The 23,634-nt window shown below is 44.8% G+C and carries 20 protein-coding genes; 11 read left to right on the top strand and 9 right to left on the bottom strand.

Annotated features, from left to right (window positions below; genetic code table 11):
- The first annotated feature begins 33 nt into the window (after positions 1–33).
- The 5 genes from CEG13_RS14995 (at position 34) to CEG13_RS15015 (ending at position 7,510) form a co-directional block, all read left to right on the top strand.
- On the top strand, positions 34–1,515 hold the full coding sequence (locus CEG13_RS14995) for a serine hydrolase domain-containing protein (protein WP_100012743.1): 1,482 nt from the start codon (positions 34–36) through the stop codon (positions 1,513–1,515).
- A 64-nt stretch (positions 1,516–1,579) separates the two neighbouring features.
- On the top strand, positions 1,580–3,355 hold the full coding sequence (dacB, locus tag CEG13_RS15000) for a D-alanyl-D-alanine carboxypeptidase/D-alanyl-D-alanine endopeptidase (protein WP_100012709.1): 1,776 nt from the start codon (positions 1,580–1,582) through the stop codon (positions 3,353–3,355).
- 148 nt (positions 3,356–3,503) lie between these two features.
- Entirely contained in the window at positions 3,504–4,613 is a 1,110-nt protein-coding gene (locus CEG13_RS15005; RefSeq protein WP_100012710.1) for an endonuclease/exonuclease/phosphatase family protein, read from the top strand.
- A 287-nt stretch (positions 4,614–4,900) separates the two neighbouring features.
- A complete protein-coding gene (locus CEG13_RS15010; protein WP_100012711.1) occupies positions 4,901–5,992 on the top strand; it encodes an NAD(P)-dependent alcohol dehydrogenase in 1,092 nt (363 codons plus the stop codon).
- Positions 5,993–6,052: 60 nt separating this feature from the next.
- On the top strand, positions 6,053–7,510 hold the full coding sequence (locus tag CEG13_RS15015) for an aldehyde dehydrogenase family protein (protein WP_100012712.1): 1,458 nt from the start codon (positions 6,053–6,055) through the stop codon (positions 7,508–7,510).
- A 193-nt stretch (positions 7,511–7,703) separates the two neighbouring features.
- On the opposite strand, the gene CEG13_RS15020 is transcribed toward CEG13_RS15015, so the two are convergent.
- On the bottom strand, positions 7,704–8,579 hold the full coding sequence (locus CEG13_RS15020) for an AraC family transcriptional regulator (protein WP_100012713.1): 876 nt from the start codon (positions 8,577–8,579) through the stop codon (positions 7,704–7,706).
- Positions 8,580–8,841: 262 nt separating this feature from the next.
- Here CEG13_RS15020 and CEG13_RS15025 point away from each other — a divergent pair, with 262 nt between their 5' ends.
- The 5 genes from CEG13_RS15025 to CEG13_RS15045 all read left to right on the top strand — a co-directional run bounded on the left by CEG13_RS15025 (position 8,842) and on the right by CEG13_RS15045 (position 11,198).
- Entirely contained in the window at positions 8,842–9,678 is an 837-nt protein-coding gene (locus CEG13_RS15025; protein WP_143469682.1) for a hypothetical protein, read from the top strand.
- Between the two features lie 135 nt (positions 9,679–9,813).
- Positions 9,814–10,089 carry a nucleotidyltransferase family protein gene (locus tag CEG13_RS15030; RefSeq protein ID WP_100012715.1) on the top strand — a complete coding sequence of 92 codons (276 nt, stop codon included), beginning with the start codon at positions 9,814–9,816 and terminating at the stop codon, positions 10,087–10,089.
- Positions 10,090–10,214: 125 nt separating this feature from the next.
- Positions 10,215–10,520 (top strand): hypothetical protein, encoded by a 306-nt coding sequence (locus tag CEG13_RS15035; RefSeq protein ID WP_100012716.1) that lies wholly within the window; start codon positions 10,215–10,217, stop codon positions 10,518–10,520.
- A 33-nt stretch (positions 10,521–10,553) separates the two neighbouring features.
- On the top strand, positions 10,554–10,796 hold the full coding sequence (locus CEG13_RS15040; protein WP_143469683.1) for a YczI family protein: 243 nt from the start codon (positions 10,554–10,556) through the stop codon (positions 10,794–10,796).
- 33 nt (positions 10,797–10,829) lie between these two features.
- The gene (locus CEG13_RS15045; RefSeq protein WP_100012717.1) at positions 10,830–11,198 is read left to right on the top strand and encodes a DoxX family protein; all 369 of its coding nucleotides are present in this window, start codon (positions 10,830–10,832) and stop codon (positions 11,196–11,198) included.
- A gap of 38 nt (positions 11,199–11,236) precedes the next feature.
- Here CEG13_RS15045 and CEG13_RS15050 read toward each other — a convergent pair whose 3' ends face one another.
- Positions 11,237–11,686, bottom strand: a complete 450-nt coding sequence (locus CEG13_RS15050; RefSeq protein WP_100012718.1) for a GNAT family N-acetyltransferase — start codon at positions 11,684–11,686, stop codon at positions 11,237–11,239.
- 136 nt (positions 11,687–11,822) lie between these two features.
- Between CEG13_RS15050 and CEG13_RS15055 the strand changes: the two genes are divergently transcribed.
- Positions 11,823–12,032: a hypothetical protein gene (locus CEG13_RS15055; RefSeq protein ID WP_100012719.1), complete on the top strand. Its 210-nt coding sequence runs from the start codon at positions 11,823–11,825 to the stop codon at positions 12,030–12,032.
- A 226-nt stretch (positions 12,033–12,258) separates the two neighbouring features.
- On the opposite strand, the gene CEG13_RS15060 is transcribed toward CEG13_RS15055, so the two are convergent.
- The 7 genes from CEG13_RS15060 to CEG13_RS15090 form a co-directional block, all read right to left on the bottom strand.
- Positions 12,259–13,008, bottom strand: coding sequence for an SDR family NAD(P)-dependent oxidoreductase (locus CEG13_RS15060; protein WP_100012720.1), 750 nt, complete (start codon positions 13,006–13,008; stop codon positions 12,259–12,261).
- Between the two features lie 64 nt (positions 13,009–13,072).
- Positions 13,073–14,827: an aminodeoxychorismate synthase component I gene (gene pabB, locus CEG13_RS15065; RefSeq protein WP_100012721.1), complete on the bottom strand. Its 1,755-nt coding sequence runs from the start codon at positions 14,825–14,827 to the stop codon at positions 13,073–13,075.
- Positions 14,828–15,421 (bottom strand): anthranilate synthase component II, encoded by a 594-nt coding sequence (locus tag CEG13_RS15070; protein ID WP_100012722.1) that lies wholly within the window; start codon positions 15,419–15,421, stop codon positions 14,828–14,830. It lies immediately after the preceding gene.
- A gap of 334 nt (positions 15,422–15,755) precedes the next feature.
- Positions 15,756–17,588 carry an ABC transporter ATP-binding protein gene (locus CEG13_RS15075; protein ID WP_100012723.1) on the bottom strand — a complete coding sequence of 611 codons (1,833 nt, stop codon included), beginning with the start codon at positions 17,586–17,588 and terminating at the stop codon, positions 15,756–15,758.
- Positions 17,585–19,315: an ABC transporter ATP-binding protein gene (locus CEG13_RS15080; protein ID WP_100012724.1), complete on the bottom strand. Its 1,731-nt coding sequence runs from the start codon at positions 19,313–19,315 to the stop codon at positions 17,585–17,587. Before CEG13_RS15080 ends, CEG13_RS15075 begins: the two co-directional genes overlap by 4 nt.
- 1,910 nt (positions 19,316–21,225) lie before the next feature.
- Positions 21,226–22,176 (bottom strand): class F sortase, encoded by a 951-nt coding sequence (locus CEG13_RS15085; RefSeq protein WP_100012725.1) that lies wholly within the window; start codon positions 22,174–22,176, stop codon positions 21,226–21,228.
- An 8-nt stretch (positions 22,177–22,184) separates the two neighbouring features.
- Positions 22,185–23,549 carry a copper amine oxidase gene (locus CEG13_RS15090; RefSeq protein ID WP_100012726.1) on the bottom strand — a complete coding sequence of 455 codons (1,365 nt, stop codon included), beginning with the start codon at positions 23,547–23,549 and terminating at the stop codon, positions 22,185–22,187.
- Between the last annotated feature and the right edge of the window lie 85 nt (positions 23,550–23,634).

Below are 23,634 nucleotides of genomic sequence, written 5' to 3' on the forward strand. Positions count from 1 at the left end.
AGGGATCCTGTCCCTAAAGGGAGGAGAAACATGATGAAAAACAGATTCATTTCGGTCACGCTGGCTTGTGTTTTATCTGCATCTATGTTCGTTTCAGGAAGCGAAAAAGCTATAGCTGCTGGCGATCCTGTCGTGGAGCCCGGACCGCCAGGCAATGTCGAGATGCTCCAGCAGCCATTAGATGAAATAGACGGCGTGATGCAGCAAGGGATCGCTGATGGGTACATGGCAGGTTCTGTCTTCTTGACAGCCAGAGCCGGGACCATAGTGAAGCAAGACGCCTACGGATATGCGGCGCGCTATGTGGATGCTGACTATACGGAAATGGAAAATCCGGTGGAGATGCAAACCGATACGATATTTGACTTAGCTTCCATTACGAAAGTGTTTACGGCGACGGCGGCCATGCAGTTATATGAACAGGGTGAATTTAACCTGGACGATCCGGTGGCGGATTACATTCCGGAATTTGCGCAAAATGGAAAGGCTGATGTAACGATCAGGCAATTGCTGACACACACATCCGGTTTTCCGGCATGGATCCCGTTTTATCGGACGGCGGAGACCCGCGAGGAAGCCTATCAGCAAGTTTTCTCAACGGCACTGGAACACGAGCCCGGCACCCATTACGGATACAGCGATCTGAACATGATTACAGTTGCTGCAATAATCGAAGAAATTTCAGGCGAGCGGCTTGATCAGTATATAAATGAGCATATTACCGAACCGCTTGGGATGACGGACACGATGTTCAACCCGCCAGAATCATTAAAAATGCGCACCGCTGCAACGGAATATCAGCCGCAGACAGACAGGGGAATCGTATGGGGCGAGGTGCATGACGAAAACGCCTGGGCGATGGATGGCGTTGCCGGTCACGCCGGTTTGTTTTCTACTGCACAGGATTTAGCGGTATTTGCACAAATGATTCTTAATGACGGGATATATCAAGGCGAGCGTATTCTCGAAGCGGAGACCGTGGAGATAATGGAAACAAATGAAATTCCTGAGTTCCCTGGTGATGCGCACAGCTTGGCATGGGAACTGAACCAGGATTGGTATATGGATGACCTGTCCAGTCCGACAACGATGGGACATACCGGTTTTACGGGAACATCGATCGTTATTAATCCGGACAAAGAAACGGTAGCCATTTTACTGACAAATGCAGTCCACCCCACAAGAGAAGCGCCATCCACCAATCCGATACGTCGGGAAGTGGCAGAGAAGACAGCCGCCGCCATTAATGCCTGGAGTGCTAACACGATGACAGAGCTTGTCGAGGATTTTGCAGCCCGCGACGAATTCTCAAACGATCAAGCCGCCCGTTCCTTACAGATCCATCTAAACGCGATCAGTCATTATGAAGACAGAGATTTGGCGGAAAAAGTGGTGAAACATATGGAAGGCTTTAACTATTTGCTGGATTATCAGCGGATGAATGAATTCATTTCCGAAGAAGCCTATGAAACGCTGAAAACGAATGCGGATTATTTGATCGGGAAATGGCGCTAGTTCAATAGAAACATGGCGACAAACCAAGTTCTATATAAAAAAAGGGGAAGGAAGTGACAGTAAAATGCAGGCAAAACGAAGAATTCCGTTTCTGCTGATTGCTGTGATGCTGCTCATTTTACCGCTGATGCATCAGGAAAATGACGCAATGGTTCAAGCCTCCCAGGAAGATAACAGTAGCCTGGAGGAGAAGATCGATGCGGTGTTGGAGGAAGAGCGGCTGGATGGGACAACCACTGGCGTCAGTGTACGGAGTGCGGAGACTGGCGAGCTGCTTTATGAGGAAAATGGCGATCTCCGGCTCCACCCTGCCTCCAATATGAAGCTCTTGTCAGGAGCGGCCGGAATGGAGAATCTTGGGCCGGATTACCAGTTTTCCACCGAGATATGGACAGATGGCGAGGTGCGGGGACCAGTGCTGCACGGGGATCTCTATCTGAAAGGGAAAGGCAATCCGACGCTAATGAAAGAGGATCTTGATGAATTTGCCCAAGATCTGAAGGAACAAGGGATTGATCGAATCAAGGGGGATCTTGTCGGTGATGATACCTGGTATGATGATGTCCGTCTGTCGCAGGATCTCAACTGGTCCGATGAGCCGTTTTACACCGGTGCGCAAATCTCTGCGCTTACACTTGCACCGGACACCGATTATGATGCCGGGACTGTCGTGGTGGAAGTGATGGCGGCAGAGGAAGCAGGCGGCAAGGCAGAGGTCAAACTCACCCCGGAGACAGATTATGTCAACATCATCAACAACACGGAAATGGTGGCAGCATCCGAGGATAAGGATATTTCCATCCGGCGGCAACATGGAAATAACGATATAGTAATTGAAGGTCAGATGCCGGTTGACGGCTCGAACTCCAAATCATGGGTCTCGGTATGGGAACCGACGGGCTATGCGATGGATGTGTTTAAAAAATCCCTCAAGGAGCAGGGCATCCAGTTGATCGGGCAATCGTCGATTAAATTTGCTCCGACTCCGGAAGATGCAGACCTGTTAGCGGAAAAACAGTCCATTCCGCTTGAGGATATTTACACCAGATTTATGAAACTGAGCAATAACGGTCACGGCGAAGTGCTGACAAAGGAAATGGGCAAAGTACTGGAAGGTGAAGGAAGCTGGGATGCCGGTCTGGACGTGCTTGAAGAGACGGTGGCAGACTATGGTATGAAGCCTGATACGATGCTTTTGCGTGACGGTTCGGGCATGTCGCATAAAAACATGATCCCGGCCAATGAGATCAGCCAGCTGCTCTATGCGATCCAGGACGCGAGCTGGTTTCCGGCGTTTGAAGAATCACTGCCAGTCGCTGGCCATCCAGAGCGTTTTGTCGGCGGTACACTCAGATACCGAATGACCGAAGAACCTGTCCAGGGCAATGTATTGGCGAAAACCGGCTCGCTGACCGGCATGTCTGCTTTGTCAGGTTATGTCACCACAGCGGATGGGGAAAAACTGACCTTCTCGATTATGATCAATAACTATTTGGGAGGATCGGTAAAAGGTATTGAGGATGAGATTGCGACAGTGCTGGCGAAACATGGGGAGGAAGATGCACAACCGGAAGAGTCAACGGTAGCGGATTTGCAAAATCTTGTTGGTGAATTGGCGGATGGCGGAGAATTTCAAGACGAGCGAGCAACCAGCCAAGCTGAAATGCATTTGAGTGCTCTTGCTCAATATGAAAGCTCTGAATCCATAGGTAAAGCGATTAAACATCTGAATGGATTTAAGGCGCTGGTTGAACACCAGAAGGATAGCGAGTTGATTTCGGAGGCGGCTTATGAGGCGTTGATGGCTACGTCTGACAATTTGCTGAGTAAATGGGAGTAGGATGCTAGATTGACAGATTGATCAAGTCATAAGCAAACTGGGGAGCAATTCAACCAGCGGGGGTAAAACCCCTGCTGGTTGAAGGATCACCTTACTGGATACCCATCTTTACTCACGGTTTTCCATTCTTAGAAATGGAGGGATCTATATGAAAAAGTGGTATACACTCATTGCTGTTTTATTGTTTTTGCTATTGTCTTCAGTCGGTAGTGTCAGCGCGGATGAAAGTAACGAGAAGACAATCCGAGTTGCAACTTATAATATGCACACAGGTATTGGAACAGATGGCAATTACCATTTGGAAAGAATAGCCAATACGATTCGTGAATCCGGTGCAGACATTATTGGGTTGCAGGAAGTGGATGTTCACTGGAGCAGCAGGAGCGATTTTGAAAATCAAATCCAAATACTGGCTGACACATTGGATATGGACTATTTTTTTGCACCAATTTACAATTTTGATCCGCTTGCATCAGGGGAGCCAAGAAGACAATACGGTGTAGCCGTTTTAAGCAAATACCCGATATTGCATGCTGAAAACCGCGAGATAGCAAGGTTGTCGACACAGGATGCTAACCCAGTCCCGACACCTGCTCCGGGTTTTCTTGAAGCGCAAATCCATGTCAAGGGAGAAGAAGTGTGGTTTTATGTCACACACCTTGATTATCGCTCAGATCCGACCGTTCGGGAAATGCAGGTCAGTGATATGCTCGACATTATGCCCGCCCACCCTAACAATATTTTAGTCGGTGATATGAATGCGACACCTGAATCACCTGAATTGGCACCGCTTTTTCAGCAGTTTGAAGACACGTGGGACTTAACAAATGAGGAACCAGGCTATACGTTTCCGGCAGAAGCTCCGGATAGAAGAATAGATTATGTGTTAACAGCAACAGGGATGGATGTCCAGTCAGCAAGTGTTATTCCGTCGATGGCATCCGATCATCTTCCGGTTACGGCAGATATCATCCTTGAGCCTGGGAGCAATCCATTTGATGCCTCCAGTTTAGCGGATCTTGTTGCGTATTTTGAGGAAGAAGGGGAATTAGCCGATGTTGAGGCTGCTCGTGCATTGAAGATCCACCTGGCTTCTGTCAGCCATTATGAAGACATTGGCTCAGGGGAAAGGGTCGTCAAACATATGGATGGCTTTAAAAGATTGCTGGATTATCAGCGTGAGAATGCATTACTTTCAGAACAAGCCTATGAAACACTCAAAATAGACGCGGATTATTTGATAGGTAAATGGCGTTAGGCTAAAACTTTAAAATCTCAATAATGACCAGGTTGCCGGGACAATGTTTTGGCAGCCTGGTTTTTTGGTATGAACTGGGAATACTAATGGCAATATTTTAGGGGCAAAGACAAAGTTTACTATCGAGCCACTTTGCGTGTACTTTGTCTAAGGATGTTTTATGTCATGATATTCCACTTTCGAGCCATACTGCTGAAAAACATAACATTTTTAGGCAAGGGTTAATTTATCTCTAACGGGAATACTGCTATTAGAATACATCTACTAACTGAAAGGAGAAAACAAACATGGAAATTAAAGCAGCAGTAACACATGACAAGGGGAAAGATTTCAAACTGGAAGAAGTTAGATTGGATGACCCTAAAGATAATGAGGTGTTAGTAAAAATAGTTGCTTCTGGTGTCTGTCACACAGATGCTGTCGCAAAGGATCAAGATGTTCCTGTTCCCCTGCCCGCTGTCTTGGGACATGAAGGTTCCGGTATTGTAGAAAAGGTTGGTTCCAATGTACAAACGGTGGAGTCCGGAGACCATGTTGTATTATCATTTTCTTCATGCGGGCATTGTGAAAATTGTCTGTCAGGACATCCGACTTACTGTTTATATTTTAACGACCTAAATTTTGGCGGGGTCATGAATGATCAGACAAAACGAATCCATCAGGGGGATCAGGAACTGTCTACCTTTTTCGGACAATCTTCATTCGGTACATATGCTGTTGCCAACGCAAGGAATGTCGTAAAAGTGGATAAAGATGTGGATTTATCTTTGCTGGGCCCATTGGGGTGCGGCATCCAGACAGGAGCCGGTACCGTACTAAATAAACTCCAGCCCAACTTCGGGGAAACCATTGCGGTTTATGGATGTGGTGCAGTTGGTCTAAGTGCGATTATGGCAGCAAACATTGTTGGTTGTGCAAAAATCATTGCCGTGGATGTGCATGATAGTCGCCTGGAATTAGCTAAAGAACTCGGTGCAACAGATGTTATAAATAGTAAAGAGGTAGATATCGTTGATGAAATTAAAAATATCACTGACGGGGGAGTAAACTATACAGTCGAATCAACCAGTGTTCCCACTCTTGCGCGCTATTCAGTCCAGGCGTTGAAACCCTTGGGAGTATCAGCTGTTGTAGGTGTTACACAAGAAGCGGAATTCAATGTGTTTGAGGATATTATGGCAGAGGGAAAATCAATTGTAGGAGCGATTGAGGGAAATGCCATTCCGCAGTTATTCATACCGAAGTTAATAAGTTATTATAAGGCAGGCAAGTTTCCATTTGACAAGCTGGTGAAGTTTTATGAGTTCGATGAAATTAATCAAGCATTTAAGGATTCTAAGGAAGGAACAACTGTTAAGCCAATTGTAAAAATGGGCTGACACACAGTCTTTCACCATCCCTAAAATGACCCAAAGTTTTTTCGACAGGAGGCTATCGTGATGAATCAATATCAAAAGCTTAATCAAAGTTATATCAACGGAAAATGGATTGACGGAGCCGAAGATACAGTGATTGAGTTGCATAATCCATATAACATGGATGTCCTGGCAAACGTCAAGATTGCTTCCCTTGAACAGGTGAATGAGGCGTTCAACGGTTCCAAGGAAGCACAGAAAGACTGGGGCAAGAATGCAGCATTGCGTAAAAAGGTTATGACGAATGCCATTAAATATTTTAAAGACCATAAAGACGACATCATGGAAATATTGACACTTGAATCAGGCAGCACAGCCATCAAAGCGAACCTTGAATTTGATTTGACAGCGGGTGTGATGGAGGAGGCCCTGACACTGGTCGACCACATTGGAAAATTTGAAGAAAAGACATCCATCATCCCGGATAAAATGAACGAGAACTACCGACTGCCAAAGGGCGTTATTTCATCCATCGCACCATTTAACTTTCCGCTGTATCTATCGATGCGCACGATTGCACCGGCCCTGGCACTCGGTAATGCCGTTGTCCACAAAGCAGACCTTCAATGCGGCCTGGTGTCAGGCTCAGCAATCGCCAAAGCATTTGAAGAAGCTGGCATTCCATCAGGTGTATTTCAATCATTGTTAACAACACCGGATGTAACTGGTGATGCCATGTTTAATCATGAAGCGGCAAACCTTGTAAGCTTTACCGGCTCCACATCCGTCGGCCGCCGGATTGGAAAAGTGGCAGGTGAGCAACTGAAAGACGTGTCATTGGAGCTTGGCGGTAACGCTCCATTTTGTGTGATGAGCGATGCCGATATTGACAAAGCCGTTGATGCAGCTGTTTTCGGTAAATACCTGCACCAGGGTCAAATTTGTATGATGACCAATCGCTTTATTGTACACAAGGATGTCTATGATGAATTCACGGAAAAATTCGTTGCGCGTTCCAAAGAAGTGAAACACGGTGATCCGCGTGACCCGGATGTTATTGTCGGACCGCTGATCAACGAAGAACAGATGGAAAAATCATTGACCCATATCCAAAAGGCCAAAGATGCCGGCTATGACATGCTGCTTGAAGGGGAACAGATCGGCAACATTCTAACACCAACTGTTATCGGAAATATTGATAACGATAGTGATCTACTCAAAACGGAAATGTTCTCACCGATTGCACTAATCGTAAAAGGTTCTTCAGATGAAGATATCATTGCAAAAGCTAATGACACCCAATTTGGCTTAAGTTCTGCTATCTTCTCCAAGGACGAGGATAAAGCACGTGAGTATGCTCTGGAACTCAATTTTGGCATGACCCACATTAACGATCAGCCAGTCAATGATGAACCAACCGCCATGTTTGGGGGTATGGGTCAAAGCGGGATCGGCCGTTTTGGCAGCCCATATATTATTGATGAGTTTACAGAGGGCAAGTGGATTTCTGTTCAGAAGAGAGCTAGAGAATTTCCATTTTGATGTATGAAAACCCAGCCTCCGTACAAAGGCTGGGTTTCTAAGGCATTGATGGCTTCGTCAGATCATTTGCTGATGAATCGGAGTAGTTTTTGAGGAAGATAGGATAAATGACGATGTGGTATTAATTCCAATAGTCAGGCTGCCGGGACAATGTTTCGGCAGCCTGTTTTTGTTGGAAAGCGCTTGTGTTGCTTCATTGCGACGAATATTTTTTCCGGACAGGGATCCAAACTTCACTATAAGCGTAATCCTTTTTCTGATCATCCATTTTAGTAAAAGAAAAACTGGGCGCATTGATTACCTCATAATCGGAAGCAGGAAGCCATTCTGAATAGGTTTTTGCCATGGTATCCTGCAACGTAGATGGAAACGGTCCTTCATTTGGAAATATTGCCCAAGTATAGGCTTTAACTGGCACGGCGTCTAATAGATCGCTAACTTGATTTTTAGTCGTTAATACACCGATCAAGTGCGTTAAATCTCCTTCTTCTTTTAAAAACTTAGCGTCAGCATCATAAGAAGCATTAACGATCTTCTTTGGTTCGATATTCTGAAGGGAATGCATTTCTTCTCTTTGTTCTTCTGTTATGCTTTCCGCAAGCTTTTCAATCTCCTGATTAACACCCTCAAATTGCATCGGAACACGTTTGCTTACACCGACTAAATTAAATGCTGGTTTATCTTCAATTCTAAACTCCATACTAGTTCCTCCTTTAACAGTGATTATAAATGAAAGTTTGGGATACGATTTGCTGATCCCTTTTTTCATAATATCTGAGGGTAAAAACCCACTCCAATTTTTAAATGCTCTAGTAAAGCCATCCACTGACTGATAGCCATATTTAAAGGCAACATCTGTTACCGTCTCCCCATTCAATAAATCCTTATTTGCTTCCGCCAATTTTCTGTTTCTTATATATTCACTTAGCGTCAGCCCTGAAAGATAAAAAAATATCTTTCTAAAGTGATAGTCGGAAACCCCGGCAAATTCAGAAATATCTTCAAGAGACAGTTCATCGGTTAAATGATCTTCAATATAGTCCATCACCAGGTTTAATTCTTTTAGCAATGTATCCCTCCTCCATGTCTACATCATAGCAAAGCCCCTTTAATAATACTCGACATTTTTAACATAAATAATATCGAATGATTAGACCTTTTTTAAAAATGAAAGGGCACGAGTACAATTTAAAATGTTTTCGTATAGCAGAATAAGGTGTGATAATATTTAAATAAGACTGGTTAGAGGAGTTCGTAATTGATGAGAGGTTTGAATAACGAAAAAGTACCAAAGAAAGCGATAGGTCTAAACATAATATACAAGGGGATTTATGATGAACTTTAATGATCTGCAAAAAAGGAGGGTTCGTAGGGCTTTTCTTATAGGGCATGTTGCAGTGGCAGGCGCTTTATTGTTTGCCGGAATCACCTATCTGGTTTGGGACATCGTTTGGTTAAGAGGTACTTTCATCACGTTCATTTTTTCATTGTTGCCAATAGCCGTTGCGAGTTATGTTGGGGGATTATGGCTGAGGCATTTATCGAAGCAAGGAGCTTTATCTGTAACTGCAGAGGAGCTGGAGGGTTCTGCGAGACCGCTTCTTGAAAGTTCACGCGTCATGGCGATGAGAGAAACGCATTGGCGGTACGGCATTCATTTCTTTACCGTGAAAGGAAAACGCATTGCGTATGCTCAGGAAGTTAACCCTAAAAATATGATCTGGATTGCGATCCTCTGTCTTTTAAACTTACGCATTTGGATGTCCATGAAGTTTGAGTTTTTTATTTCCGATACTAATAGGTTAACATTGGAGAAAACGGCTGGATTAAAACCATTTTATTTAAAGGATAATGATGGGAAAGTTATCGCTAAATTCACATACAAATGGATCGAGTTAATCATGATAAAAATTCACGTGAAGAGTAGGGATGACGACTACTTGGCATTGCTGCATGGCGGGTTTCATGGGGACCTTATTAAGCTTACCGGGAACGAGGAAGACCAATGGATGCAAGTAAAGGTAGGCGGAATCCCCCGACAATCAATGGAATTATTCCCTTATGGAGGACATATTATTGATATTCCGTATGATTTGCCTGAGGAGAAACGCTTGCTGGCTTTTGCTTCTTTAGTGGCTATTCATTCTTTTTATAATATGAAAGAGTAGTAAGATGCTTCACTTGAAGCTTTTTCTCTGCACCCAGAGAATAAATATAGAGCGCCATGTTATAATCAAAATAAATAACCAATATCAATGTAGGGCAGTGCTGATATGTTATCTCAATAAAAAATCCTTGATGAATTGTCAAAAAACCTGAACACCTGGAAAGAGAAATACGGTGTTAAGCGAATTGGTTTGTTTGGTTCGTACAGTCGCGAAGAGCAAAAAGAATTCAGCGACATTGATGTGATAGTAGAATTTAATGATACGGAATTGTCTTTTGATAATTACATGGATCTAAAATTTAACATGGAGGATCATTTTCAAAAGCCGGTAGATTTTATCATAGCAGATGATATTAAACCCGCATTAAAACCCGATATATTAAGGAGAACTATATATGCAGATGGAGCTTAGAGTTTTTTTAGAAGAGATTTTATCTGCCGCAGTTAAAGTGGAGAAATTCACTGAAGGGTTAACCTATGACGATTTCTGAGGTTATGATGGTATGATCTGATTAAAAAAAGAAGGGAGGTTCTAACATGGAGTTCCTCACGGCAATTGCACCTGTTTTAATAGCGGGAGCGATTGCGGTATTTGTCATTTACCGGCTTAAACATAAATATAACCAAGGTAACCTTGGCAAGAAAAAATCAAAATCCGCTCAAAATGTATTAGATAGTTTAATACCGATGGGAATGGTTTTTGGTTGTGCTATCGGTGTAATTTTGAGTATATTTTTCCCCGTTACCATGTTAACTTCAGTTAGCTTAGGCGCTGCAATCGGCTATTTACTTGGATACTTTGCTTATGAAATTTATAGCAAGATGGGAACTGAAAATTCATAAACAGCTATTTTCCAGAAAAGAGGGAGGTATAAATTGTTAAATATAATTAGGATAATAACAGCAGTAATTGCCGGTTCCTTAGCAATTTATGCGCTGATAACAGGAAATCATCATGTCATGCCCTATATGATGTTTTTCATGGGAGTAATGCTTTTGGCGATGGGTTTATCCGAGATCAAAAAGGAACGAAGGCGGATGGGCTTTCTTAGTATTATTGTTTCACTTTTTGTTTTTTATGTTTCCGTGCAAGGTTTCTTATTTAATTTTTCCAGCTAATATTTTGAGCGCACATGGAAAGGTGGCATCCATATGAAATTATTTTTCCGATCACTTTACTCAATCATCTTATTTGGCGCAGGTGTCTTGCATTTTGTCCATGAACGAAGCTTTCGCAGGATCGTTCCAAAAGCACTTCCTTTCAGGCGGGCCGCAGTGCTGATCACGGGAGTTTTTGAAATAATCTTTTCCGTCTTGCTCTGGGTGAAAAAAGGACAACATATCACAGGAAAGCTCTTGGCATTATTTATGATCGCTGTTTTCCCGGCAAATGTGTACATGGCTGTGAAAAAAATATCATTCCGGCCGGGAGAAGAAGCGAATCCTTGGGTTTTATGGCTGCGTTTGCCCTTGCAGATTCCGCTGGTTATTGGGGCGTTAAAGTTGGGGAGGAAAGGTTGATACGTATGAGTCGCGCAATATGTATCAACCCTTCAAACCTATTTCAATGACCTTGCATATCGCAGCGAAACATGCTGTTCCCCTGTTTCTGTCAGCGTCTCTCTTCCCTGGCAGAGAAAACCGCGAGATTCATAAAAAGGAATACCATACTGATTATCTTCCTCGACAGAAACACATTGCCGGGAAGCTCCATTTTTCCTATGTTCTTTTGTCAGGGCATCAAGCAAAAGTGTGCCGATGCCTTTATATCGGTATGTTTCGTCCACATAAAGCACGAAAATTTCAGCAGTATCCGACCCGGTCATGCCGCCGCCAATCACACCGGCAACGTTTGAACCTGCCAGAGCTATATGTGTATAAGCACCTTTTTGAATATCATTACATACACGGGCATGGTTATACCAAAATTCTATGTTCTTCCGCTGGTACTCTTCGCTGATCCTGCCTTCTACTGTTTGCCGCCAGCCGGCTGCACAAATGGCGGCAATTGCTTCTGCATGTTTTGCTTCAGGTTTAAATTAGAATAAAATTCTTCTTACCTTGGAGTGACCTCTTAATCTGTATAGTTACCAAAAATCCGGAAATGCTATGGACAATATGCATGAAAGATCGGGGTGACTTACTATGTGGAATGACGAACGCGATAACAGACACGCGAAAAATGTGCAAAATGAAACCAGCAATCCTGCTATTTTGGACGATGTCATTGAAAGCGGACTGGAGCATTATCCCAGTCATAACGAGAAACTTCCAAAGGGCAGCCCGCTTGCTCCAATGCAAGAAATTGTCCGGAATAACACGGACGGGAAGACGTGGCAGAATTTTGATGAATAATTGAGTGGAGGATGAAGTGACGTATAGGCGCTTCTCTAGGACAAAACAAGCGAAAGAAGTCCTCGAAATGTCCGCGAGACCGCTTCTCACCGACAAAACTGGCTGACTATACAGTTGAAATGCCGAAGAGGCCCTTTCTTAATGCCAAAGTTCACAGTCAAGAGGACCAAAGCCCGCAGCCAGAAAGCCCTTCCCCCTGGCTGCAACTTTCGCACCCCGCGGAATATTATTCTCCCCGAGGGGCCCCCAGAGTCATCCCGCCATCAACGACAATTTCTGTTCCTGTGCAATAGGAACTTTCATCAGATGCAAGGAACGCTATAGCCCGGGCAATTTCAATCGGCTGTCCGATACGTCCGAGCGGAATCGAATGATAAAATTCCGGGACACCCTCCCCTTGGGTAGCCATTTCTGTTTCGATTCCGCCCGGATGAACCATATTAACGCGGATTCCCTTTTGCCCCAATTCAATAGCTGCTGCTTTAGACATTGCGACCACGGACGCTTTTGTCGCAGCATAGGCTGAAGAATGACCTATTGGGGCAAACGCAGAGATCGATATATTGTTGATGATAGAACCTTTTTGCTGCTTATCCATATGCGGAATAACCGCCTGCATCCCCAGGAACACTCCGAGCTGATTCACATTAATCAACTGTTGATAATCATCGATCGTTATGTCTGTAAACGGTTTGCTTATAAGGGCTCCGGCATTATTAACCAGTACATTAATTTCCCCAAATTCCTCCATAATCTCATCTGTAGCTGCTTTCCAGTGTGATTCCTTTGTTACATCCAGCTGAACCGGATATGCGCGGTCTTCACCTATAGTAGCGGCCACTTCCACTGCCTTGTCATAATTCCGGGCACCAACCACCACAGTACCACCTAACGAGGCAAGATGCCGAGCGATAGCTTTTCCCTGACCGCGGTTGGCACCTGTGATAAGAATGACATGATTTTTTAAGTCAGGCATATTCTCTCTCCTTCGTTTTTTATGATAAGCTGACACACAAAGCGGAACATGTTTATTCCGGCATTCATGAAAAGATCAAGTTAACCCGGAGCCACCCTCGAACCCCATTGATAAACCAGATCTCGTCATATTCGGCAAGGTCTTCTTTATTTATCCTTTTTTCTTCAATAATCCCTTGATCCAGCAATTGTTTTCGGAACGTTCCTTCTAACAATCCGCATGTGACAGGAGGGGTGTAAAATTTGCTGCCTTGTTTTAACACAACGTTTCCTGTTGTGAATTCCGTGATTTCATTTTGTTCGTTCCATAATAAAACGGAAAAAACATCATTCGCTGCTTGTTGTTGATGTCTTTCATAGATTGTCCGATTCGTCGTTTTATGATAAAGGTATGGATCACGGCGATCGATTGGTGATTTTGCAAGGGAACAATTCACTGGTTCTTGCGTTTTTGATATCCGGCTTGATTCCGTCGAGACTTCTCCAAATCGGTTGATTAATAATCGCACCTTATGTTCCCCGTCCGTGCAGGTGGACGCTAATTGATGCAAATGATTTTTCACATCTTCTTCATTCATTTTAAAGTTGAAATAACGCGCTGAATCCCTGAGGCGGTTTAGGTGCTCGTTTAAAAGTGGATAATCGCCACAAGTGAGTGCGAGTGATTCGAGTAATTGAAATTCGGGTCGTCGTTCCGTCAGTAATTGGGCTTTCGCAGCCATTTCTTCGTATTCTCCAGCCACCGTTGAGTCCCAGGTGATTCCGCCGCCAACACCATAAATAGCTTTATTTTGATTGGTATCAAGGAGGACCGTGCGAATCGGGACATTAAAAATAGCTTCTCTTTTTGGGGTAATAAATCCAATCGCACCACAATATACGTCTCTGGGGGACTGTTCTAACTCCGCAATATAATTCATGGTACTCCTTTTTGGTGCCCCGGTAATCGATCCACAGGGAAATAATGCTTGAAACCAATCAAAAATAGTTGTATGTTCTTCCAGCTCCGCTTCTACAGTAGAAGTCATCTGGTGAACAGTGGGATAGGATTCAACAACAAATAAATCCGGTACGCGAACACTCCCAGGTACAGCGATTCTCCCTATATCATTCCGTATCAAATCGACAATCATGACATTTTCTGCTTGCTCCTTTTTTGATTGCTTTAGCTGCTCTTTTAAGGAAAGATCCTCTGATGGAAAACGTCCACGTTTGGCCGTTCCTTTCATTGGCTTTGCAGAAATACGATTTTCTTCAACTTGAAAAAATAGTTCAGGAGAAGCGGATAAAACACGAAATCTCCCCAAATTTAAATAGGCGCTATAAGCTGCTTGCTGATTTCTTGCCAGTTGTTGATAAAAGGAAAAGTCATCTCCGGAAAATTGTGCTTGTAATCGGGAGGTGAAATTGATTTGATATGTGTTCCCGGCTTCAATTGCGTCTTTAATTTTGCCAATCGCTGCTTGATACTGATTGTAACTCAAACCGTATGTCCATTTCGTTACATGGTAAGGCTCGTTGAATGCTGGAATTTCTATATTTGCCGGACGTTCAAATACCCCAAACCAAACCAAGGGAAAAGCTGAGTGAGAATGAACGGAAAGGGTTGAATCAAATGCAGGAGCTGCTTCATAACTTACACATCCTGCGACATAATATCCCTCATCAATGGCGTCTTCCAGTTTAGAAAAAATCGTTGTTATTCCTTGTAAATCATTGGTTTGATAGACTAGGACAGGATCCTGAAATATATAAGGTGAGTTTCTGCCTTTTTTTGTTTCAAAATCAAAGAGCAAAAAAGGGTTCCCTGCGCTCATCATTCATTTCACCCCCTCGGTTCTGTGTAATAAAGCTTGTTCATAGCTGTTTTGAATCATTTGAAAACCATGTTCTGTTAAAATCGATTCTGGGTGGAACTGAACTCCCTCTACAGGATGTTTTTTGTGGCGGATTCCCATAATTGTTCCCTTGTCATCAAGCGAGCTAATCTCCAGTTGAGCAGGGAGGGTATTGCTGTCTGCGATCAACGAGTGATAGCGTGTCACATAGGCAGGGGATGGAACCTGAGCAAAAACCCCAAGCTGATCATGCGCCACTTTGGTCACTTTTCCATGCATTGGCTGGGGACCTTTTACAATCGATCCGCCAAAAAATTCCACAATCAATTGAAGGCCAAGACAAACCCCAAAGATCGGTGTTTGCTGGTGAAATGCTTCTATGATATTTCTTGAGATCCCTGTCTCTTCAGGGGTCCCCGGCCCTGGTGATAATACAATCAAATGAGGGTGGATCCGCTCGATTTGCTGAACGGTAACCTCATCATTTTTATATACACAAACATCGCTTGTGATTTGTTTATAATATTGAAGCAAATTGTATGTAAAAGAGTCGTAATTATCGATAATAACAATCATAGCTTCACCTCTGTAAATCCATGTTTGGCATCTATTATAACCTAAATGAGTTCCAGTGGCTTTAGTAATTTTCAGTGGAGTTGTTGGATGTGGCATGGAAGCACAGCAGGATTCCAAAGTTCACAGTCGGGAAGCTAAGAATGACTGAGTAAGCATTCAAAATAATGTAGAGTAGGCGTTCTCGAGGATAAAACCGGTGGGAAAGCGCGTGAAATGTCCGTGAGACCCACTTACCAATGTCAAAAAACATAATAATGATGCCAAAGCTCCAGCCAGGAAGCCCTCACCCCCTGGCCAAAACTCCCGCACCGATACACCACACTCAGCAAAACCATCACCCCGAAGCTTCACTCGCAAACTGACTCTCATACAACTCAGCATAAAATCCGCCTTTCTCCAACAGCTCCTCATGGCTTCCCTGTTCAACAATCTGTCCCTGGTCCATCACGAGAATCATATCGGCATCGCGGATAGTGGAGAGACGATGAGCGATAATGAAACTGGTTCGCCCGTGCATCAGTCGCTTCAAGGCCTGCTGAATATGGATTTCCGTTCTGGTGTCCACACTGCTTGTCGCCTCATCCAACAACAGTAGTGCCGGATTGGAAACAATCGCTCGAGCGATGGTTATCAGCTGTTTCTGTCCCGCGGAAATATTTGATGCAGATTCATTCAATACAGTATCGTAGCCATCCGGAAGCGTGCGGATGAAATGGTCGGCGCGGGCTGCTCTGGCTGCCTGAATCACCTCATCATCGGAAACATTTTCCCGTCCGTAGGCGATATTATCTCGGATAGTACCATGAAAGAGCCACGTGTCCTGCAGTACCATGCCGAACAAGCGCCGAAGCTCCTCCAGTTCGAGCTTCTGAATATCCACACCATCAATGGAAATTCGTCCACTGTCGATATCATAAAAACGCATCAGCAAGTTGATCAGCGTTGTTTTACCAGCCCCAGTCGGACCGACAATAGCGACCGTTTGACCCTGCTCCACATAAAAATTAACATTCTCAAGGAGCGGCTTATCCTTTTGGTAGCGGAAAGATACGTCCTCAAACCGCACCTCTCCTTTTGGCTGGTCAAGGGAGCGGCCAACCCTTGAACCAGCAGACTCCTCCTGCTGATCAAGAATTTCAAACACACGCTCGGCCGCAGCGGCAGTCGACTGAATAATATTGGAGATGTTCGCCACTCGGGTGATCGGCTGGGAGAACAGGCGCACATACATAATAAATGCCTGCACGTCGCCGATTGGGATCGTCCGCTGGGTGACAAGGATACTCCCGACCACACACACCGCCACATAAACGATATTATTGACAAAGCGCAAGAGAGGCATAATGATGCTGGATATAAACTGCGCCCGCCAGCTGGATTCATAGAGCGTTTGGTTCATTTTGTTAAACGTGCCGACGGTCTGCTGTTCCCGGCCAAAAGCCTTGACGGTCTCATGGCCGGCATACGACTCGGCTACATGGCCGTTTAACTTACCAAGTGCCTGCTGCTGTCCTTTAAAATAATTTTGCGAGCGGGCAACCACTTTTTTGGTAATGAAAAAGCTAAGCGGGAGCGTCACCCAGACAATTAGCGTCATCAGCGGGCTGATCAAGAGCATCATGATCGAAACACCAATCATGGTAATCAGTGAAGTAATCAGCTGGGTAAGGCTTTGCTGCATGGTGCTGCTCACCTTTTCCAGATCATTCACGGCCCGGCTCAGGACATCCCCGTGGCTCACGGAATCGAAAAAGTTTAAAGGGAGGCGGGATAATTTTTCATTTACTTCCTTTCGCAGCACATAGACAATTTTTTGTGCAATTCCCACCATGAGATACTCCTGCACATAGGTGAAATAGCTGCTGAGCAAATATAAAGCAGCAAGCAGCAGAAGAATTTGCAGTATCCGGAAAAAATCAATGCCTTCTCCCATCACACCCTGAAATAGCTCTGTAACGGCAAGGCCGAGAATTTTTGGGCTGAGAATCATGAATGCCGTACCCAAGAGTGCAGTGATCATAACAGCAATGAGGGCAAGCTTATGGGCAGACAGATAGCCGGACAGCCGGATTAACGTCGCTTTGAATTGTTTGGGTGTGTCTTTGGAAGGGGCAGGTTTTTCTTCTTTATTTGAGGCCCCCAAGAGACGGCGCAAGAATTCTTTCATGATGAGGTATCCTCCTCGGTAAACTGGGAAGCAACAATTTCCCGATACACTTCACTGCTCTGCATCAGCTCGCTATGATCGCCAATCCCGGCGATTTCTCCCTGGTCGAGCACTACGATTTTGTCCGCATCCATCACCGTAGAGGCCCGCTGGGTGACCAAAAGAACCGTGGCATCTGCCGTTTTCTCCCGCAAAGCATCCCGAACCCTGGAGTGGGTTTTAAAATCCAATGCGGAAAAACTGTCATCAAAAATGTAAATGGCAGGGTTCCGCAACAGGGTACGTGCAATCGCCAGCCGCTGCCGCTGCCCTCCGGACAGGTTGGCACCACGCTGGGCGACCGGTGTTTCCAAGCCTTGTTCCAGCTGAGAAATAAATTCGTCTGCCTGAGCGGCTTTTGCGGCCTCTCGCACTTCTTCCTCGGTTGCCGAATCCCGGCCATAGCGGATGTTGACATTAATCGTCCCGGCAAACAGATAAGCCTGCTGCGGCGTGAAACCTACCTGGTCGCGCAGCTCCTGTTGGGTAATATTCCGGATATCGACCCCGTCGAGGAGGATGTGCCCTTCGTCAATATCATAAAAGCGCGGAATCAGACTGACCAGCGTGGATTTTCCCGAGCCGGTTCCGCCGATAATTGCTGTTACTTCTCCCGGGTTGGCTTGAAAAGAAATCCTGGAAAGCACTGGTTTTTCGGCACCGGGATAGCTGAATGTCACGTCCCGGAATTCGACCTGACCACGAACTTCGCTTAAAGGTATCGCATTCTCCGGCTCTTTTACTTTTGGTTCGGTTTCCAGAATTTCATTAATCCTGCCCGCAGAGACAGCGGCTCTTGGGATCGCGACAAACATCACGGATGCCATGATGAAGGCAAACATGATTTGCGTTGCATATTGGATGAAGGCCATTAATTCCCCGACCTGCAAATTACCGTTGCTGATGCTATAAGAACCAAACCAGATAATAGCGATTACGGAGAAATTCAACACGAGCATCATGATCGGCGTAGCATGGATAATAATCCGATTTACTTTGATTGCAGTATCGGCATAGTCCTGATTCGCTTCATCAAAACGCTCCCGCTCATAATCCGCACGATTAAATGACCGAATCACCCGGACACCGGTCAGAACCTCGCGCAGCACCAGGTTGAGGCGATCGGTTTTTTCTTTCAGCGCTTTAAAAAGCGGAATTCCTTTTTTGGCAATAATCACGACAGCAATCACAATGATCGGCAGGGGAGCGAAGATAATCAGGGACAGCTGGGGATTCATCCAGACGGCAAGCACCATCGCACCGATAAACAACATTGGTGCCATAATCATCGTGCGCAAGAGCAATGTCAGCACTTGCTGCACCTGCATGATGTCATTGGTGGTTCTGGTAATCAGGGAGGAGGTGCCGAATGTATCGAACTCCTGCAAAGAAAAATTCTCTGCCTGGGCAAAAACCCGCTCCCGCACATTTCTGCCGAAACCGGCGGAGATTTTTGCCGTAAAAAAACCGCTCCAGATGGAAACAACGACTCCAATTGCAGCAACCGCCAGCATAATTCCGCCAATTTGTATGATAAAGGAGATATTTTCATTTACAATGCCTGTATCCACAATCGCTGCCATCAGTGTGGGAAGGAATAATTGCGAAATCGACTGCAGAAAAATAAGCACCAGCACTGCGGCGATTTGTAAGCGATATGGTTTTAACAGACGGAAAAGTTTTAGCATATGTCATCACCTTACTATGTACCTTTCAGGACTATGAATGAAGAAAGCCGGGGTGGCCTCACCCCGGCTGTTTTCTAATCTCAGTTTATATGAAAATCCCGGCGTTCGCAATTCTCATAAACTAAGCTTATAGCAAGTTACTTACGTCTAAATCGACATTGCCTGATTCGTTCGCGGAGTCATTCAGAATGTCGCTCAAAATTTGTGTGAAATCCATTCATCTCACCTCCATGGTATTTTTGTCTTAAAAAGTTTTCAGCTTACAGAAATTCACTTACATCGACATCAAAGTTACCTGAGTTATTTCCAGTGTCATTCAGAATGTCGCTTAAAATTTGAGTTGCGTCTATCATTGATGTCACCTCCTTGTGATTGGTCGTACGCTTTTGTTATTTGGGTTCTAATTTACAGGATGTTGCTTACGTCGACATCAATGTTGGCAGAATCATTGGCACTGCCGTTTAAGATGTCACCTAGAATTTGAGTTACATCAGTCATGATGATTCACCTCCATATTTTTGTCATTGTGTTTTTCCGTTCAAATTTACAGAATGTTGCTTACGTCCACGTCAAAGGTGCCAGATTCATTGGCACTTCCATTGAGGACATCGCTTAGGATTTGAGTTACATCCATGGTTGATGTCACCTCCTTGTGGTTGGTCGTACGTTTTTGTTATTTAGGTTCAAATTTACAGAATGCTGCTAACGTCCACGTCAAAGTTGCCAGATTCATTGGCACTTCCATTGAGGACATCGCTTAGGATTTGAGTTACATCCATGGTTGATGTCACCTCCTTGTGGTTGGTCGTACGTTTTTGTTATTTAGGTACAATTTACAGAATGTCGCTAACGTCCACGTCAAAGTTGCCAGATTCATTGGCACTTCCATTGAGGACATCGCTTAAGATTTGAGTTACATCCATGGTGATGTCACCTCCTTGTGGTTGGTCGTACGTTTTTGTTATTTAGGTACAATTTACAGAATGTCGCTAACGTCCACGTCAAAGTTGCCAGATTCATTGGCACTTCCGTTGAGGACATCGCTTAAGATTTGAGTTACATCCATGGTGATGTCACCTCCTTGTGGGTGGTCATTCGTTTTCGTTATTTAGGTTCAATTTAGAGAATGTCGCTTACGTCCACGCTCACGTTACCAGTGTCATTTACACTGCCGTTCAGGACATCGCTTAGGATTTGAGTTACATCCATGGTTGATGTCACCTCCTTGTGGTTGGTCATTCGTTTTCGTTATTTAGGTTCAAATTTACAGAATGCTGCTAACGTCCACGTCAAAGTTGCCAGATTCATTGGCACTTCCATTGAGGACATCGCTTAAGATTTGAGTTACATCCATGGTGATGTCACCTCCTTGTGGTTGGTCATTCGTTTTCGTTATTTAGGTTCAATTTAGAGAATGTCGCTTACGTCCACGTTCACGTTACCAGTGTCATTTACACTGCCGTTCAGGACATCGCTTAGGATTTGAGTCACATCCATGGTTGATGTCACCTCGCTTTCTGTAAAGCTTAAGTAAGCTTGGAAGAAATGATTTCCTATCGTTTCTCCATTTAGTTTTTAAAACGACTTATCGTCGCCTTCAATACTACTTTACCTCGTTTATGGAAAGTTAAACCTTTAATTCCAGATTTTTTAATTTAGATTAAGTTGCTGATCTCGATATCCACGTTTACCGCATTGTTGGCACTGTCGTTCAGGATATCTGATAAAATTTGAGTTGCATCAATCATCTTGATTCACCTCGCTTTTACTAAGCTTACGGTTTGAGATCATGGATTGGATCATTTTTTCTTGAATTTTTTTGGGCGTAATTCCTGTAAAATCTAATGAAAAAGCTGAGAAAACCCGCCACATGGGGACGCGGGCCTTCTCAGCTTTTTAAAATTTCCGGGTTAATCTCCGGCAATTTCCGATGGTTCCGATTCCTGTCCGGCCAGATTGACCGCTGTAATATAGTAGCGATGTTCCGTTGCTTCCTCATCAGTATAAGTTTTCCGTTCATGTTCCGAGATGCTGGCAACATGCTCAAATTCGCCGTCATCTTCACTGCGGTACACACGGTATCCGGCAATATTTTCATCCCTTACTGCATGCCAGGTCACGAAATTCCCGCTGATTTCCACGTTTTCCGGAGCGGCGGGCGGTTCGGTATCCGGCTCTGCACTTTCTTCATTTAATTCCGCTCTAACCACCAGGCGCTTATCATGGGTGCCGGCAGATTGATCGAATGTGCCGACACAGGTAATGAGATTCAGATACCTTCCATCCGTATTGCCGAAGATCTCTTCTATCGGCGCTTCATTCCTTGGATAGCTTGTGAGATCCTGTACAGTAAATGTTAAAGACTCGCCATTTTCATTGTTCACGACAATTTCATCTCCTGGCTGCAGATCTTCCAGGTGATAAAATACGGCAGGGCCGGTTTTGCTGTCGACATGGCCGGCAAGCACGGCATTGCCCTTGGTGCCGGGACGGAAACCAGGCTCAAACCAGCCGACGTTTTTGGTTTCAGCAGGAACGCCCATCTGGCCATTTTCCAAAACTCCCACCGTTTCTACAGGTGCGGTCACATCGATTGCCGGGATTTCCAGCGTGGCAGGAACGATGCCTGCTTCTTCAGTTGCCTGTGCTTCTTTTGCTGAACTGTCAAGCAGGGAAAATTCCTCCGCCAGGTCTTGCTGCTGTTCCGGCAAATCAGATTCATCAGATTCTGCAACTTCCATCAGTGCTTCCTGCTGGCCTTCTTGTTTTGCAGCCTGATCGGAATAAAAGGCACTGGCATAATTAAAAACAAGAACCAGGCACAGCAGGCCGCTAATGGTAAACAGGGTCATGAGCTTCATGGATTATCCTACTCCCGCTCGTGCGTTTTTCGATAAATAAGGAAGAGAGAAGCGCCAGCTACAAAAATGAATGATCCAACTACTGCCCATGTCATCATGGGTACGTTGGAAGTCTCACTCATTCCGCCCAGGCCGGTTTTCGGCATTTCTTCCGGCATGGTCACCTCACCTTGGAATTCGCCAGGCATTTGCGTAACGATTGCACCTGACAGTGTTTTTCCAACACCATACATAAATTCATAGCCTTCACGGAATGTCTTAAAGCTCGCCTGAAAATCTCCCGCTACATAGGCATCGAACGTATCAATCTTTTGCTGTTCATGCGTCATCAGGGATTCAACGGCAGCTTCTTCACTGATAATTCCATCGGTCGCAAAAGCTAGGAATGCACCCATATCAGCCGGGAAGGTACTCAGGAGACGGTCTTTCGCTTCTTGAATGCCCTCTTCGTCCTCTTCAAGCGTTGCAGTCACAAGATCTGCTTCTGCACTGATATGGTCTGTTTGCCATACCTCCTGAAATGCCGCGGCAGGTTCTTCTCCATAAATGGATGCAATGGCCGCTTTAAAGTCTTTCGTATTTTGATCTTCCGCCCATGTAATGAAATCATAGTCAGCCGATTGGGTGGAACCTTTCAACATTCCAAGGGAACCCAGCGCAAAGTGTTCAGCAGCCAACTGGTTCAGGTTAGATCTCAAGTCAGCTGCAGGAGTATCCGCCCTGGTGTGATCGAATTCTTCCGGCATTTGGGTAGTGATTGCTGTAGATAAGGCTTTACTCACCATGTGCATATGCGCGATCCCATCACGGAATGCCTGATATGCCTCCTGGTATTCTCCAGCTACATAGTGATCAAAGAACATCAATACTTGCTCTTCATGCAGCATAATTGCCTCGGCAGCAGCTTCTTCGGGCAAATTACCCTCTGTCGCTGTGGTGAGAAAAGCAGCTAACTCATCAACAAAAGCGTCGAGCTGTGCTTCCGCTTCTTCCCTCATAGCAGCGTCATCCTCTTGTGCAGCTGTCACGATATCGTCCGTATAGGTATTGTGTTCTGTGAAAATCCGCTCAAACTCTGCGGCATTTTCTTCCCCATAAATAGAAGCAATGGCCGGCGTCATGTCTTGTGCATTTTGCTCCAATTGCTCCCTGACCGATTCAGCTGATCCTGCTTCATCATAAGCAGTCATCATTGAGATGGCTGCAAGCACAAAATGCTCAGACAGTAAATGGTCCAAATTCGACCGCAACTCAGCCGCGGGGGTGTCTGCAGATGACTCTTCATTTGCCAGCACTGGCTGCGCCAATGGGAAAAATAAAGCAAAGCTCATCACGACAGCAAGCAGCTTCTTTCCTGCGTGTTTCCTTTTCATGTTCTTCACGCTCCTCTTTTTGATTTATTCTTTAAAGCTAACGTAAAGAAAAGAAGATTGGATCATTGATTTTTGAAATTTTTTT

It is taken from the genome of Lentibacillus sediminis, from assembly GCF_002763455.1.
Lineage (GTDB): Bacteria > Bacillota > Bacilli > Bacillales > Amphibacillaceae > Lentibacillus_D > Lentibacillus_D sediminis_A.